The sequence below is a fragment of the Pseudothioclava alba genome (assembly GCF_033100795.1).
In the GTDB taxonomy this organism is placed as follows: Bacteria; Pseudomonadota; Alphaproteobacteria; order Rhodobacterales; family Rhodobacteraceae; genus Pseudothioclava.
Genome location: NZ_JAWLVI010000006.1, coordinates 18,076 through 33,881, shown reverse-complemented (window position 1 = coordinate 33,881; position 15,806 = coordinate 18,076). Strand labels below are relative to the sequence as shown.

Genomic DNA, 15,806 nt, shown 5'->3' with positions numbered 1-15,806 from the left:
ACGGGACCCTGATTGCAAACAGCGCCTCCTGATCGATCGGTTCGATGCCGTGAACGAGGCGAAATCGATCGGAGAGGTGGAACGCGCTGGTGGTCTAGATCTATGGAAAGGGCCGCTTGAGTTGCCGGAAAAGGCCATGCAGGCTGGGTTTCACGTCATTTACCTCGCAAAAGACGCAAAGGATCAGTGCTACTTGCGAGTACTTCCACAATGAGCGCTCGGATTGGTAGTGTTCATGAAATGTTCTAATGGCGCTGGAAGTGAATTGCCATCTCACCCGAGCAGAATTCGTTTCACGCGCTCCACGCCCTGCTCGACGAGTTCAGCGTCGCCACGTGCCTCGACGTTGAGACGCACAACTGGTTCGGTGTTTGAACTTCGCAGATTGAAGCGCCAGTCGCCCATGTCGAAGCCCAAGCCGTCCATGTCGTCGATGGAGATGGCTGCGGGTTCAAATTCTGATCGAACTCTCGCGATGGCGCCCTTGGGGTCTTTCAGCGTGAAGTTGATCTCCCCTGAGGAGGGAAACGCCGCTTTTCGATGCGCGACAAGATCCGCAAGAGGACCGTGCCGGCTAACTAGTTCAGCAACGAGCAACCAAGGTATCATGCCACTGTCGCAGTAGACGAAGTCGCGAAAATAGTGATGCGCGGACATCTCACCGCCGTAGACCGCGTTTTCGTCACGCATGGCTTGCTTGATGAAGGCGTGACCCGTGCGGGTTTGGACGGCTTGCCCGCCAGCTTTCGCCACAAGGTCCTGCGTGTTCCAAATAATCCGGGGATCATGGATGATCGTCGCACCTGGATCTTTGGCGAGGAATGCCTCTGCCAGCAGACCGACGACATATTCGCCGTCGATGAAGGCTCCCGTGTGATCAAAGAAGAAACAGCGGTCGAAATCACCGTCCCATGCAACCCCGAAATCAGCACCTGAAGCACAAACCGCGTCTGCGGTCGCGGGTCGGTTTTCTGGCAGAAGCGGGTTCGGAATGCCTTGCGGGAATGTACCGTCCGGTTCGTGGAATAGGCGCTCGAAGGTCAGAGGCGATCCAAGGTCTGCAAGTCGTTCAACGATTGCATCGAAAGTCGGCCCAGCGGTTCCATGCCCTGCATTCACCAGTATTTTTAGCGGCTTCAAAGCAGAAAGATCGACAAACCGGCAAATGCTCTCGACGTATGCGGCGCGCGCCTCGTCGGCGATGTCGCGAATATTTCCAAGAGTGGCGCTCTGCTCGAACGTGTTTGCTTCAGCGAGCTCTTTGATGAGCGCCAAGCCACTGGCTGAATCAAGCGGAGCAGAACCAGCACGCACCATCTTCATGCCATTGTAATCCATCGGGTTGTGCGAGGCAGTCACGCAAATCCCGCCATCGGCACCGAAATGGGTCGTCGCGAAATACATCTCCTCGATACCAGACAGCCCCAGATCAAGGACATCGCACCCTTGGTCAATTAGCCCCCGCGCCACGCTTTTAGCGAGTTTCTCGGATGAGGCGCGGACATCACGTCCGAGAACTACCGTTTTCGCCGCAAGTGACACTGCAAAGGCTGCGCTGATGCGGTAGGCGATGTCTTCGTCCAGATTGATGCCAAGGCGGCCACGGATGTCGTAGGCTTTAAAGCAAGTGAGATCACTCATCGAGCAACACCACTTTTTCTCACTTGAGCCAGATTGCCCAAGTAATCACCATAGGCATTCTTGCCGAACTTCTGGGCGCGATCGGCTAATTGTGCTTTGTCTATCCAGCCCATTTCAAACGCCACCTCATCGGGTGATCCCACCTGCTGGCCTTGGCGTTCGGTGAGCGTGCGCACGAAGTTGCCGGCGTCGAGCAGGCTGGCGTGGGTGCCGGTATCGAGCCAAGCATAGCCACGGCCCATTTTTTGCACGTTCAGCTTGCCGTCGAGCAGGTAGCTTTCCAAGAGCGTGGTGATCTCCAGCTCGCCCCGGGCAGAGGGGTGCACGGCGCGGGCGCGTTCGGGCGCTGTGCCGTCGACAAAATAAAGCCCCGTGACGGCATAGTTCGAGGGCGGCACGGGCGGCTTTTCGATGATGCTTTTGACCGTGCCGTTTGCGTCAAAATCCACCACGCCGTATCGTTCGGGGTCAGAGACGCGGTAGCCAAAAACCGTGGCGCCGGTGGTGTTTTTGCCCGCCTCCTGCAAAAGCTCCGGCAAGCCGTGGCCAAAGAAGATGTTATCGCCCAGAACCATGGCCGCGGGGCTGCCGGCCAGAAACTCTTCTGCCAGAATAAAGGCCTGCGCCAGCCCATCGGGGCTGGGCTGCACCTTGTAGTGCAGCGAGATGCCCCATTGGCTGCCATCGCCCAGCGTGCGGATGAACTGCTCCTGGTCGTGGGGTGTGGTGATGATCATGATCTCGCGGATGCCCGCCAGCATCAGCACCGTGAGCGGGTAATAGATCATCGGCTTGTCGTAGATCGGCAGCAGTTGTTTCGACACCCCCATGGTGATGGGGTAAAGCCGCGTGCCCGAGCCACCGGCCAGAATAATGCCTTTGCGCTTTGTCATGTGAATACCCCTAATTCTGTTAAACATTCCTTCAGGCCTGCGTGCCAATCTGGGCGCGCCAAACCAAAAACGGACGTGGTTGTGTTACATTCTAACCGGCTGTTCAGCGGGCGGGCGGCCGGCGTGGAATAGGCGCTGGTGAGAATGGCCTGCACGCGGGTGGGTCGGCCCGTAAGGCGGAATATCGCGCGGGCAAAATCGCACCAGCTGACATCGGGTGCGCCGCTAAAATGATAGGTGCCGGTTTTTTTCGGCGCATCCTGCAGCTGTTGGGCGATGCTCAGGCCGGCGGCGGCAATGGCACGGGCGGGCGTGGGGCCGCCGATTTGGTCATCCACCACGCTGATCTGGTCGCGGGTGTCGGACAGGCGCAGCATGGTTTTGACAAAGTTCGCCCCATGGGCGGAAAACACCCAAGAGGTGCGCAAAATGGCATGGGTGCAGCCGCTGGCGCGAATGCCCTCTTCGCCCGCCCATTTGCTGCGGCCATAGGCATTGATGGGCGCGGCCCTATCACCGGGCGCCCAAGGGCTGTGGCTGGTGCCGGGAAACACGTAATCGGTGGAGATATGCACCAAGGGAATATTCAGCGCAGCACAGGCCAGGGCCATTTCCGCCGGCGCCGCGCCATTGATGGCAGTGGCCAATGGCTCTTCCTCTTCCGCGCGGTCAACGGCGGTGTAGGCGGCGGCATTGATCACCGCGCGGGGGCGGTGGGCGTGGATGGCCGCCGCGCAGGCGCCGGGCTGTGCTAGATCAGCCGCATCGCGCCCCAAGGCCAGCAGATCCAGCGCCGGAACTGCTGCCAAATGCTGCAGCTCGCGCGCCACCTGGCCCGTGCGGCCAAAGACCAACAGATCGCTCATGGCGCGCCGGTTCCCAGCCGCTGGCCCACGCCTTGGCGGTCCCTCAGCGGGCGCCACCATGCCTCGTTCTCCAGATACCAGCGCACGGTGCGTTCCAACCCCTCTTCCACCGTCACGCTGGGGCGCCAGCCCAGCTCGCGGCGAATGCGCGTGGGGTTGATGGCATAGCGCGCGTCATGGCCGGGGCGGTCGGTGACGAAGGTGATCAAATCGGCATAAGCGCCGGTTTTGCGCGGGCGCAAACGGTCGAGGATGGCGCAGATCGTTTGCACCAGCTGCAGGTTAGTGCGCTCGTTCTCGCCGCCGATGTTATAGCTGCGCCCCAACGCGCCCTTGGTGGCCACCAACAAAAGCGCATCGGCGTGATCTTCGACGTAAAGCCAATCGCGGATATTGCTGCCATCGCCGTAAATCGGCAGCGCCCGCCCCGCCAGCGCGTTCAGAATAACCACCGGGATCAGCTTTTCCGGAAAGTGATAGGGGCCGTAATTATTGGAGCAATTGCTTAGCACCACGGGCAGGCCGTAGGTCTCGTGCCAGGCGCGCACCAGATGGTCTGACGCGGCTTTCGAGGCGGAATAGGGGCTGCGCGGGTCATATGCCGTGGCCTCGGTGAACTGCGCGGCTGGGTCTGCGGGCAGCGAGCCAAACACCTCGTCTGTCGAGACATGATGAAAGCGAAAGCCATCAGGCCGCCCCGCCGCCTGCCAATATTTGCGCGCGGCTTCCAGCATGTTGAACGTGCCGGTGATATTGGTGTCGATAAAATCGGCAGGCCCATCGATAGAGCGATCGACATGGGATTCAGCGGCCAGATGCAGCACGATATCGGGCTGGTGCATGGCAAAGGCCGCATCCAGCGCCGCGCGATCGCGGATATCAGCCTGGACAAAGGCGTAGAGCGGGCTATCCGCCACCGGCGCTACATTGGCCAGATTGGCGGCATAGGTCAGCGCATCCAGGTTGACCACCTGATGCCCGCGCGCCACCGCAAGCCGCACCACGGCCGAGCCGATAAACCCCGCCCCTCCTGTGACCAGTAGCTTCATCTTTTATCCCTCAAAGGTGAATGGGCTGTTAAAATCCGCCAAGAGCGGGGCTGTGGCGTCTTTCCCGCTCAGCACCGGCGCGCTGGTGAGGGGCCAATTGATGCCAATATCCGGGTCATCCCAGCGCAGCGCGCCTTCGGTTTCCGGGGCGTAATAATCGCTACATTTGTAGATAATCTCGCTATCGGGCTCGAGCGTGACAAAGCCATGGGCAAAGCCCACCGGGATATAAAGCTGCGCGCCATTTTCCGCGCTTAAGGTAAATCCCGCCCAGCGCCCGTATGTGGGGCTGCCGCGCCGAATATCTACGGCCACATCAAAAATGGCCCCCCGCCCACAGCGCACCAACTTGGCCTGCGCGTGCGGCGGTGATTGAAAATGTATGCCCCGAACCGTTCCAACCGCTGCTGAGAGAGAGTGGTTGTCTTGGACGAACTCGGCATCAACGCCCAATCCTGCAAACACCCGGCGGCTGTATGTCTCGGCAAAAAAACCTCGGTGATCACCAAATTTAGATGGCCTGATTTGCACCAATCCCGCAATGGTGGCATGACTTATGTCGATGTTGGACATTGAAACCTCACTTTCCAGATCCTAAGGCGCCCGCACCCGGAAATGGTAGCGCAGAAACTCATCGTATTGTTTGTCATCAAAAGAAAAAAAAACGCATCGCACTACGGAGGTGGTTGAGGAAGCTGCGACTAAACAGCCTTCTATTGTCTCGCGCCGCATTATGGATCATTCGGACGTTACCAAAATATCTGACGCGGGCGCCCAGTAATTCGGCGCGACGGCAAAAGTCGACGTCTTCCATATACATGAAATAGCGGTCATCGAATCCGCCGAGTTTTCTGAAAAGCCCGGCTTTAATGGCCAGAAAGGCGCCGGACGCCCAATCCGAAGTTTGAAGCTTTTCAAGCTGACCTGCGCTGTAGCGGCTTGGCCCAGGCATGCCGACAAACGACAGCATGAGATAAAGGAGCCGCACCCTCGGCCGCACATTGTGGTCAAACCGGTCCGTTTTATTGTTCCAAAGCATTGGCGCCGCAAGCTCGACGCCTTCGGCCTCCGCCTGGGTCAACAACTGTCGAACCTGCTCGGGTGTGGCGATGATGTCGGGATTGCAAATGACAAACCAATCATCTGGATTAGGCTGCGCGGTTTCGAACGTCTTGTTATGGTTGCTACCGAAACCGGCTTTGCGGAGATTGAGGCTGTAGCTGACCTCGTCTGGCACCACGCGATCGCGCTCGGGGATGTTTTCGCGGACGAATATTCGGAAATCGTCTGACGCCGCCAATAGGCTGTTTTCCATCAGCATGTGCTGGTGCCCATGCGATACGATTGAAATGTAGGTCTTCATGTTTTCTCGATATGGAAAGGAGTCCGCAACCGATCGCCTTTCACCAATGGAATAGGGTCGGCCATCCGTTCTGCAAAACACGCGACAAGGATCACTTGGGCGGCATCCCCAAGTCGATCGCAAGAGCCTCCCAGCGCCGCGCGGTCGTTTGCCAGTCTTCAAGGTCCTGGTATGCGGCAAGGGCCTTTTCGTTCACTGTGGATGGCCCGCTTTCGATCGTGCGCCGCAGGGCATCGGCCAAACTGTCCGGGTCTCCAACAGGAACCGTTTCGCCGAACTTGTCCACAAAATCGCCTGTCCCGTGCGGTTGCGTTGTGATGACAGTTTTTCCCATTCCGGCTGCTTCGTAGACCGCCAGCGGAATTTCGGACGGCACGACCAGAAACGGCATCGCAATCGCCACAGCGTTGTCGATATGCGTTTGCAGGGCCATTGGCTCAAGAGATGACCACACAAAGATCAGCTTGTCGTGCGACCAGCGCCGCTCAATATCGGCCTTGATTTTTTCGATGTCCAGATGCGCGTCGGACCTGAACAAACACAGCAATGGAGGCACACCGGGGCTGTCAGCGATTTTCAGATACGCGTCGAGAAGGACGAAGGCCCCGCGAATGGGCAGAGGAGGGCCCATGAACAGGAAGAAGGGCGCTTTGGCATGGAGCTCGTGGGCGTGCTGTTCTTCACCTCGAGGGGACGCAAGCACCGGATCGCGGCCCGGGGCAATGGTTATTACAGGCTGCGTGATCTGGCGGGCCAACTTGTCACGAGAGTAGTCCGAATTGGCTATGACGGCCCGCACGCCGAGATCGTCGAGTGCGCGCCGAACGAGCCGTTTGGGGAACAACGCTTGCGCGATATAGGGCAGCAGACCAGCAAGCGGCATTTTCCTGATGGCGCGGAGCAGATGCCTAAGTTCGAACACGCTTCCGGGCAGATAGGCGATCCGGATGCCGGCCATGCCCTCCAGCAATTCCCGCATCATCCGGTTGTGCGACCAGCTCACTGGAATGAACATCGCGTCGAAATCGGCATCGCCCAGCAAGCGGTGCAGGGTCTTCCGCATGACTGCGATGTCTTCGCGTTGGATCGTGATAGTGCCGTGTTCCGCTTCGCGGCCCATAGGTCTACCGATGTCCGCAATCGACAGCACCATGACCTCATGCCCTTTGGAACGCAGTCCTGCCGCAACCTCCAGCACCGTACGCCATGGCATCAAGCGCGTGTTGCGCTCTGTCAATCCGAAACTGGCTATGAGAATCCTTGCCATGCTTTGTGATCACTTTTTGCCGACGAACTCTGAGATTATCCCGTGTAGGTTTTCGATCATGATACCTGACTGAAAGTTTGCTTCGAACCGTGTACGCGCAGATTGTCCCAGCCGCGCACGCAAATCAGGTGAGCCTATCAATTCGGACATGCGCTCTTCTGCCGCCGCACTGTCCAAATCTGCAACCAAGAACCCTTCTTGGCCGTGTTCAATGGATTCCGAGTTGCCGCCAACGTCTGTTACCAAAAGTGGCAGGCCCGCGCGCATCGCTTCCAAGATCGCGACCGAGTGGTTCTCCTGTCTTGATGTCATGGCAAAAATGTCCGCTTCGGAGAGAAGGTCCGCAATATCGCTGCGGTTTCCAAGGAAATGAGTGCGATCCGAAACGCCAAGGGAGACCGCCAGGGATTTCAGCTGATCTTCCAGCTCACCGCTTCCAACGATCTCCAGCTCTGCCTTGGGATACTTTTGCGCGGCGCCTGAAAACGCGCGCAGCAGTACGTCGATCCCCTTTGCCTCATTCAGGCGGGAGACTGTGATGATCTTCACGGCATCCTGCTGGCCGCGAGCCGCACTATGAGTTTTCGGTGTGATCAAAGGTATTCCGGGGGCGATACCGTTGTGCAAGACCCTTAATTTCTCCGCCGGAACCCCTTTGCCCTTCAGTACCGCAGCGCTGTGGTGTGATACCGCAATCACCGCACTGGCGTGACGCTGGATAAACCGTCTTTCCAGACGATCGAATACAGCGGCCTTGACGCGCTCTACCATGGTGCGGGGGAAATATGTGCCGTGATAGGTCGACAGGATGGGCAGGTTGGGCGGCAACAGCCAGCGCAGGAGATAGCCGAGGATGGTCGCGTTGAACCCGTTCAGAAAAACGATATCCGACCCGTTATCCTGAATATGCAGTGCGGTCTCACGTGCGGCGCGAAAGAGCTGCGACGTTCCATGCGGAACAATGTTGAACGAGGTGCCCGTCTTGGGTATTTTTTGGGTGCCCATAGCCGGCGGGCGCACGATCACCACATGCGAACACACGCGCTCTGGCAAGAATTCGTCCGCCTGAAGGTAACTGTCGAGAACACTGTCGACACCTCCGCCGAGATACCCCCAAATGACATGCGAGACGCGAATTACATCGCTCATATTGGCAACGTTCCATTTTTCTCGAGGTGGTCAAGAATTGCCTGTGCAACCGCTTGGCCAAATGGCTGTTCCTGGTCGCCTGCCTCTCCACCAGTCGCGGACAGGGCCTGCGCGATGGCCGCGGCAAATTCGGGATAGGTCTGGGCGCTCAACGCCCTGCCACTGGCCGTCAGGTGCCGCACCAGCTCAACCTGATCATCAAGGGATTCCGCCATAGCCCGCAACCTTGGCACCAGGACCAGCGGCCGGCCCAAGGTCAATGCGTCAAGGCTGCTGCCATAGCCGCCTTGCGCCACCACGACGTCGGCTTTCGCCATAAGATCGAGAATGCGTTGATAAGACGTATAATCGAAGGACTGGCACCCGTCAGGAGCGCGGGACGATCCGTGTTGAACCACGATCTCGTGGCCCTCTTCTCGAGCCAGCGTTTCGAGGAATTCGACCAGTCGCTCGAACGGGTACGGGTTGGTGCCGAAAAGCGCGAGGATCATGGAGTTATGTCCAAATCATGATCTAAGAAGGAAACTCGATTGGCGAGGTTGAGCCAGTGTCACAGCTGGCGGACGGCGCTCTGCACATGGTTTGCCTGCACATGCCCAAATGATGTGTTCGTCCCAAAGTCAAAGGATGCTGGCCACAACCGCTTTGGGATAAAAGGACCGTAAGGCTTCGTTCTGCACGATGAAAAGTGAGCTGACCGGATAAAGGATACGGCCTGTCATGGAGGGCGTCGAGATACGTGCCCCTGATTCCACGTAAATGCACACAGCGCCAGCCATTTTCGCCAACAGGAAGAACGGCACGGTCATCCCTGCTCCGGTCGAAATCACCACGTCTGGCTTGTGGTGCCGGACATAGCGGAACGCTTGGCCGAGGTTCCGAAGAAACCCGAAAACGGACCGATGTGGATCGCGGAGCGGCACAAATGAAATATCACTCCCAGTATTGCGTTCTGCCGCGCCTGTTTCCGTGATGACCACGCTCAGCGTCGGCAGAAACCGCGCGATGGTGACCAACTCGGTCAAATGACCGCCGCCCGAAGATATGCCGATTATGCGCACAGCTTGAGAACCTCTTTCGCGCTTTCGTCCGGCGACATCCGATCTGTGCGAACCCCGGACACGGAATAGAACCGCCGCAGCAGCGTATAGATACTCACCTTGTCCGGATAGGACTTGTCCCAAACGATATCTGGTCTTCGCTTCTCGACGACGTCTTGAGAGCAGATCAGAAACACGCACAGATTCCGAACTTGATGCGATTTGAGAATGGGGTGGAACAGCCACAGAACAAATCGGGTCTGTTTCGTCGAGAGGACCAGATCGGCCACAATATCGAACAGAAAGCGGTCGATGATGGTGACATCGCGGGCCTTAACGCGATCAATGATCCACCACTTTGGCAAGATGAAAACCACGCAGTCAAACCATGCAAGACATATGTAAAAATGTGACCAAGGCGCCTTGTAGTCATGGTAGCCAAGCGGCCCGATGGGGGTCTGCTCATAATAGCTAAACCCAAGAATCCGTGCGATCAGGTTGAAGGCGCGCGCCAAAACGAAACCAAATCGACGCCAGCTCACATGCACTGGTTTGCTCTCCCCCAACTCGGCGGAAAGCGCTTTGACGATGGAAGACTTCCCGCTGCCGTCGGGTCCGCTAAGAACAATTTTCATGGAAGCGCTGCGTTCTTTTCGAGCGCGAGGATAGGATCCTGCGCGTCGGGGTATTTCGTACACATTTCCTGCGATGAAAACATCAATGCAGGAATTTCATCCTCTCGCATTCTGTCCAAAAACTCAGCTTCGGTGAAGCAGTAAACGTCAATCGGAATAAAATTCAGATTGGCCCATATCCGGATATAGGTCGCGTAGCAGTATGCCAAAAGTGACGGCAAGACCCCCGGCCGGTGTTGAAATCTCAAATCAAGATCCGAAGTTGATTTCATCACGTGTCGGCTGAAGCTGCCGTATATGAGGATGTCAATTATGCCAAAGCGCGGCGCCGTGGTTTGCATCTTGGTCAGGGCGATGCGCACCTTTTCGCGGGTGAGCCCGACATCGGAGACCACGTAACGCATCATTACGGGAAGCTGCCCATTGGTTACGAAATTGAGCGCGTGTCCGACAATAAGCGCGAGAAGGATATGCAGGCCAGCAAGCTTGAGAAGCAGCGTCGCAATCAAGGTAAGGCTGATCTTGAACCAACGCTCGCCGGACGTCATGTAGCGCATACCCTGAAAGATGAAATACGATAGCACTGTAACCATCGGATGGTTTCTCAGAGTATTGCCGTTCTGGTATTTCTTTCTAGCCATATCGTGCTTCATTCTGTTTGCCGTGCCTTGCGCGTCCAAACGCACGACACCGGACATCGATATATATGGGAATCCGCGTGTCGGGGTTTGTTGCTTCACGTAACCTCAGGCGTCAGAGCCCTCTGGGCGCTTGAGTGTCGTCTTTGCACGATCTTGTCTCGCCACCTAGTCCGTTCCTTTTCAAGGTACTCGGAAAGCACAATCGTTGCCGGTAGCAAGTTCGGCCACAAATGCATATTGGTGTGCAACCCATTCAGCAGAAAAAACAGCGGCACAATCCCAAAAACTCCAAACATGCGCAGCCGATACAGAAGGAACAGATACAGAAGCGCGCCGATCATGCCGCCGTCAAAAAAGTAAACCAGAAGGTCATTGTGCGGGACCTCCAGATCGATTTGCGACATATATGCGAACGTAGAGCCATACCCTGTACCCAAAAATAATTCAAAAACCGACAGGCTTTCCAATGAATCCAAAAGTTGTGCGACGCTTTCCCCTCGACCGCTCAGGAAATGTAAAAGATTAAGGCCATCTTGCGGCAGAAAACGATTGATGAGGTTCTCTCCGAAGTACAGAATGACCGCGACCGACCCGGTTATCGAGCCTACAACTGCAAAAACAAATTTTCGCGTGGAGTTCTTTCTGTATGCAAACATCAAGTAGAGGCAAAAGAACCACATGCTGATCAAGGCGCCGCGCGACTGAATGACCAGTATAAAGATCAAGCCAAAAGAGACGAACGTTGCGCCCGCGATTTTGGAGAGAGTCCTATTTTCCCCATGATGCAGAAAAAGAAGGTAAGCTCCCAACACAACCAGCAGTGAAGACAACATCGCCGATGTGGTCGCGGAACTGAGAATTTTCAGACGTCCCTGAAAGGTGACAATGGCGGTCGAATAGCCATATAGCAAAATGGCGAGAAGGATTCCAAACAGCAACAGAACATAGCGATTCTGGAATATGATACCGTCGCTCACACTCGACCGGAAGGAGGCCGCCACCGCAACAACCATGAGGAAGAATGCCTGACCGCTGGCGATACTGCTCCCTTCATGCATGCTACTGATCAAAATTACAACCAGCGTGCCCAGTATTAGTAGCAGTCCATTGGCCGTGATTGCGAACTTTCTAACAAGCAGCAAGCCGGCAAAGGCCGCCATCGTCTGCAAAAACAGACCCGCCGCCCCCAGGTCACGTAAGAGCGGGAGCGGCGCAGTTCCTAACGCGATCAGAACGAAGCTTGCTGTCATTCGTAACATGGCCCAGCTTTCTTGCTTATCCGCCTATCGTGCGCTGTTGGTCAGCGTTCTGTGCTGGTGGAGAGTTGATCATACAACCTGTTGTAGGCCGCGCAAACCGACGCGACGCTGTGGCGTTCGAGTTCGGCCTTGGAGACGCTAAGAACGTCGGCTTTTTTCGTTGGTGTTTCAAGCAGCCATCGGATGCCTTCTGCGAGAGCATCCACCCCCGCTCCAACGATTTTTCCGTTTTTTCCGTCGACAATCAATTCCTCAACGTCTCCAACATTGGTGGTCACCACCGGAACGCCACAGGCTAGGCTTTCCTTCACGACGGTGGGAGACGCTTCGAACACGGCTGGCAGGATCATGCCCTTGGACGCGTTGAGCACCTTCGGGATGTTTTCGCCCGCTTCGAGGCCGTGGAAGATGACACTGTCCATAAGCCCCATCTCTTCGGCTTTGGCCTTCATCTCCTGCTCCAATTCGCCGTGTCCCACCAGGACCAGAACGGTGTTCGGCCGTGACCCTTCATCAGACATGATATTGCGCCAAGCTTCCAGCAACAGCCCCACATTCTTTTGCGGTGCAAGGCGCCCGATGAAGGTCACATAGTCCCGCCGCCCACCGTGGCGGGCCTGCAGATAGTCCGACACCTCGGGCTTAAACCGGGACAGGTCGATCATAGATGGAATGACGTCCACGCGATCCGCCATCTGTTCCAGGGTGCGGCGGTGAAAACGGTTCATGAAGTTGAGCGTATCTTGGCTGACGGGCACGAAATAATCCAATCGCCGCAGAACATACGCCTCGGTTGCTCGGACGATTGGCTGCAATAGTCCGTGCGCCAGTGTTCCAAAGCGTTTTCTAAAGACCCAGAACGTCCAGCCATGCAAGGAGCAAATGATCTTTGTCTTGCGCGCAAACCACAGGAACGGCAGCGCGAAATACAGCCGGTGGACGTGGACGACGGTATTCGGTGGAAATGTGTTTCTCAGGCAGTAAATAAACAGGCCCAAGAAGAAGACCGGGAATGAACGGCCAGCTCCGCAGACCGGAACAAATTGAACCCTGCCCTGCGATTCTGCCTCGCGGCCTGCACCGATAAATAGAATATCGGCGTCGTATTCGCTCATGCCACCAACGAGATTTTGCAGATACCTGATGCCGCCGCCGCCGCTGTCGCGGAACGGGTTGGTTTGGTAGACCATGACTACTTGTGTCGTTTCAGTCTGTTCAGACGAGTTCATCGATGTGTATTCCTGCTATCCTGTGCCCGGTGATTTCGGAAGGCATTTGTTTCACTAGGGCGTTTGACCGTCGGTGCGCCAATCGGAGCGCCACCAGAGTCTTTTGAATTACCGGCTGCTGGCAAACTTCTTCGCCATCAGGAATGCATTGAAGCCGAGCATCCGAGGCAAAAGGAAAACCACCCTGTCTCGGACGGGCTTGCCGACGGCCAGCATAATTCGCCTGATAGGGCCCATTTCCCAAAATTCCGCGACATAGGCGCTATATTGAGCAAGATCGACGAATTTGGCTTTCAGCGCCTCGAGTCCGGGATGGACCTGATCTTCAATCACATCGAGCAGATACAAGTACATCGCATGGTTTGACTTGGCAAAAGCGCAGAGACGATGCTCGGACTGCGCAAGCATCGAGTGTGTTTTTGCGCCCTTCGCACCCGTGATGCTATTTTTGCTTTCTCGGTAGAGCAAAAGGGATTTCGGCAGCTTTCGGATCTCCAGCCCAAGGGCGTTGATAAGGTAGGTCAACAACGCATCCTCGCTAAAGATCTTCTCCTTGGGCATCGGCAGGCTGCACAGGAACTCCCGATCATATCCCGCGGAACACCCTGCAATGTTTGGCACGTGTCCAGCGCTGCGTTGGGCCGGTTTGTAAGTCTCAAAAATGTTTTGTACCCGCGCCGAGATTTCATGAGACACATCTGTTCGGACCAGGTTTCCGTCGTTGTCGATAATATCGTAGTCGGAAAACAGGGCGCAAAACCGTTTTCGTGCCCACTCTTCAACGATTTCCGCCACCCTGTTCGATTTCGATAGATCATCCCCAGCCTGAACAATAAAAAGCTCCCCTCGCGCTTCATGGGCAACCTCGAGCACGTGTGAATACGTTCCGTTGTTGCGAGCGGTCCGCCGGAGCCGAACGTGTCTTTCTGTCGGATGGTTGGCCAGATAATCTCGGCAGATTTCGAAAGTGTCGTCACTGGAGCAGTCATCAGACACGATGATCTCGAGGTTCGCGTAGGTTTGAGACACGGCCGACGCCACGGCATCGAGGATTGTGGTTCTCTGGTTGAAAGTGAAGATCGCCAGCGTCACCAAGGGTTGTTTGCTATCGTCGGTCATTCTTGCGTGTCTCGCTGCATCATCGTGCGGCTCTTGGGTTTGGCTTCGCTGTCCTGTCCCCACGGCCCTGGAGCGCTTTGCCCAATGGCGCAGACGTCCGGCCGCGAAACCTTAGCAATCGCAATCCATCTGTCCTGTCGCCGGTCACCTGTCTTTCGCGTTCGGAGCAACGGAGCCTGAGTATCCTACGAGGTCCCATTTATCGGCCAACCTATAAAGGCGTAGGCCCGTGTGAGGCGTTGGGACAGACGCCCTTCGGGACCGATCTTGATCAGAACAAGGCGCAGGCCAAACAATCCCGTGGACACGGCCAAAACAGGCGCCACCAGCGCTGTAGCGATCGGGAATGTGAATGCAACCAGCAGCAAGGCAAACGCCAGAACAGCATGCACCCCCAGCACAAGCCTCGAAACAGGATCCCAGGTGAATGCATGCAGGTTGCGCGCAAGCAGCCACGCGCAAACAAAATAGACGATATAAGCAACCAGGAAGGCAATGCCCGTGATCTGCAAACCAAAGCTCGGCAGAAACAGGAAAACCAAGGCGATGAACACGACGTTAAACACGACCTCGAGGAAAAAGAATGTCTTGGCGCGACCAGCCGCCACAATAGAGTAACTTAGCGGCCAACTGGCCAGTTTGAAAACATTGCCAACGAGTTGCCATTGCAACAACGTGACTGCCGGCGTGAATTCTTCGGTATAAAGAAGCACGATGACCCAATGCGACCACCCGATCAGAAGCAAAAGGATGGGCCCGCCAATCGCGAGGCCGAGCTGCGACTGGTCGTTGATCAGCCGGATGGCCGCCGGCCGGTTCTGGATGACCTCTGTCAGGCGCGGATAATAATCCGCGCTCATGGCGCTCAACAAGAACCCGACATAGGTAATCGTGATAGCCCATGCCGCCGTGAAATGTCCTGTGGCTTCCAGTCCGAGCTCTTGCGTGATGGTGCCCCGCACGATGAGCACTGTTCCGGTGGTCGCCAGTCCCCCCAGCATGAAGGACAGGCCGAGTTTCGCCATGGGCGTCCATGCATGCCACATCTCCAACGGCGTCCAATGGTTGAGCTGACGTTTGGGCAGGCGGCGGGTAAAATAGGCGGCAACGGTAACGGTTGCGAGTGGCTGGAACATCAGCAGCCAGATCAGACCTGCTTCGTCCAGCCACCAGACCATGAGAAGGCCGGTGGCGGTGGAGGCCAGAACGGCGGTGACAGTGACCTTGCCAAGTTCGTCGATGCGTCGCAATCCCTGAAGCAGGGCCAGTTGTGACGTGGCGAGCAGGCCCAGCAGGACGACCAATCCGACCAATGCGACTTCTGATGCTCGCGTTGCATCGTCGAAGAGCCAGATCGAGATTGGCACGCGCATCAGCCAGATCACCATCAATGCAAGTGTCCCCGCGATCAGATGGGCGACAAAAAGCAAATGCCGAATGAGGCTCAGCCGTTCCTCCTCGTCCCGCACAACGGCGATCTCGCGCACGCCGCTTGATCCCATTCCCAAACCTGCAGCCTGGACCGCCATGTCTTTCAAGCTGCTGTAAACACCCATGACGCCGATGCCGGTCGGCCCGAGGAGCAAGGCCACGACCTTTACCCGTATGATCGAGACCACGATATTGACCGCCTGGGCCGAGCCAATGACGAGCAT

Annotated in this window: 16 protein-coding genes; all 16 read right to left on the bottom strand. The window is 56.6% G+C overall.

Going from position 1 to position 15,806, the window contains the following annotated elements; translation table 11 throughout:
• Positions 1–273: 273 nt before the first annotated feature.
• The gene (locus RYZ20_RS13100) at positions 274–1,641 is read right to left on the bottom strand and encodes a phosphohexomutase domain-containing protein (RefSeq protein ID WP_317674239.1); all 1,368 of its coding nucleotides are present in this window, start codon (positions 1,639–1,641) and stop codon (positions 274–276) included.
• Positions 1,638–2,534 carry a glucose-1-phosphate thymidylyltransferase RfbA gene (rfbA, locus tag RYZ20_RS13095; RefSeq protein ID WP_317674237.1) on the bottom strand — a complete coding sequence of 299 codons (897 nt, stop codon included), beginning with the start codon at positions 2,532–2,534 and terminating at the stop codon, positions 1,638–1,640. Before rfbA ends, RYZ20_RS13100 begins: the two co-directional genes overlap by 4 nt.
• Positions 2,531–3,400, bottom strand: coding sequence for a dTDP-4-dehydrorhamnose reductase (gene rfbD / locus RYZ20_RS13090; RefSeq protein WP_317674235.1), 870 nt, complete (start codon positions 3,398–3,400; stop codon positions 2,531–2,533). Before rfbD ends, rfbA begins: the two co-directional genes overlap by 4 nt.
• Positions 3,397–4,449, bottom strand: coding sequence for a dTDP-glucose 4,6-dehydratase (gene rfbB, locus RYZ20_RS13085; RefSeq protein ID WP_317674232.1), 1,053 nt, complete (start codon positions 4,447–4,449; stop codon positions 3,397–3,399). Before rfbB ends, rfbD begins: the two co-directional genes overlap by 4 nt.
• A gap of 3 nt (positions 4,450–4,452) precedes the next feature.
• Positions 4,453–5,022, bottom strand: coding sequence for a dTDP-4-dehydrorhamnose 3,5-epimerase (gene rfbC / locus RYZ20_RS13080; RefSeq protein ID WP_317674230.1), 570 nt, complete (start codon positions 5,020–5,022; stop codon positions 4,453–4,455).
• Positions 5,023–5,098: 76 nt separating this feature from the next.
• Positions 5,099–5,812, bottom strand: a complete 714-nt coding sequence (locus RYZ20_RS13075) for a glycosyltransferase family 2 protein (protein WP_317674228.1) — start codon at positions 5,810–5,812, stop codon at positions 5,099–5,101.
• Positions 5,813–5,903: 91 nt separating this feature from the next.
• Positions 5,904–7,079, bottom strand: a complete 1,176-nt coding sequence (locus RYZ20_RS13070; RefSeq protein WP_317674226.1) for a glycosyltransferase family 4 protein — start codon at positions 7,077–7,079, stop codon at positions 5,904–5,906.
• Between the two features lie 9 nt (positions 7,080–7,088).
• Positions 7,089–8,228 carry a glycosyltransferase gene (locus RYZ20_RS13065; RefSeq protein WP_317674224.1) on the bottom strand — a complete coding sequence of 380 codons (1,140 nt, stop codon included), beginning with the start codon at positions 8,226–8,228 and terminating at the stop codon, positions 7,089–7,091.
• Positions 8,225–8,719, bottom strand: a complete 495-nt coding sequence (locus RYZ20_RS13060; RefSeq protein WP_317674222.1) for a glycosyltransferase — start codon at positions 8,717–8,719, stop codon at positions 8,225–8,227. The genes RYZ20_RS13065 and RYZ20_RS13060 overlap by 4 nt, the downstream gene beginning before the upstream one ends.
• 129 nt (positions 8,720–8,848) lie before the next feature.
• Entirely contained in the window at positions 8,849–9,289 is a 441-nt protein-coding gene (gene pssD, locus RYZ20_RS13055) for a PssD/Cps14F family polysaccharide biosynthesis glycosyltransferase (protein ID WP_317674220.1), read from the bottom strand.
• On the bottom strand, positions 9,280–9,903 hold the full coding sequence (locus RYZ20_RS13050; protein WP_317674218.1) for a hypothetical protein: 624 nt from the start codon (positions 9,901–9,903) through the stop codon (positions 9,280–9,282). Before RYZ20_RS13050 ends, pssD begins: the two co-directional genes overlap by 10 nt.
• Entirely contained in the window at positions 9,900–10,601 is a 702-nt protein-coding gene (locus tag RYZ20_RS13045; protein ID WP_317674216.1) for a hypothetical protein, read from the bottom strand. Before RYZ20_RS13045 ends, RYZ20_RS13050 begins: the two co-directional genes overlap by 4 nt.
• Before the next feature lie 38 nt (positions 10,602–10,639).
• Complete coding sequence (locus RYZ20_RS13040; RefSeq protein ID WP_317674214.1) at positions 10,640–11,794, bottom strand: hypothetical protein; 1,155 nt, start codon at positions 11,792–11,794, stop codon at positions 10,640–10,642.
• A 50-nt stretch (positions 11,795–11,844) separates the two neighbouring features.
• Entirely contained in the window at positions 11,845–13,032 is a 1,188-nt protein-coding gene (locus tag RYZ20_RS13035; protein WP_317674212.1) for a glycosyltransferase family 4 protein, read from the bottom strand.
• A gap of 108 nt (positions 13,033–13,140) precedes the next feature.
• Complete coding sequence (locus RYZ20_RS13030; RefSeq protein WP_317674210.1) at positions 13,141–14,151, bottom strand: glycosyltransferase family 2 protein; 1,011 nt, start codon at positions 14,149–14,151, stop codon at positions 13,141–13,143.
• A gap of 185 nt (positions 14,152–14,336) precedes the next feature.
• A complete protein-coding gene (locus RYZ20_RS13025) occupies positions 14,337–15,806 on the bottom strand; it encodes an O-antigen translocase (protein ID WP_317674208.1) in 1,470 nt (489 codons plus the stop codon).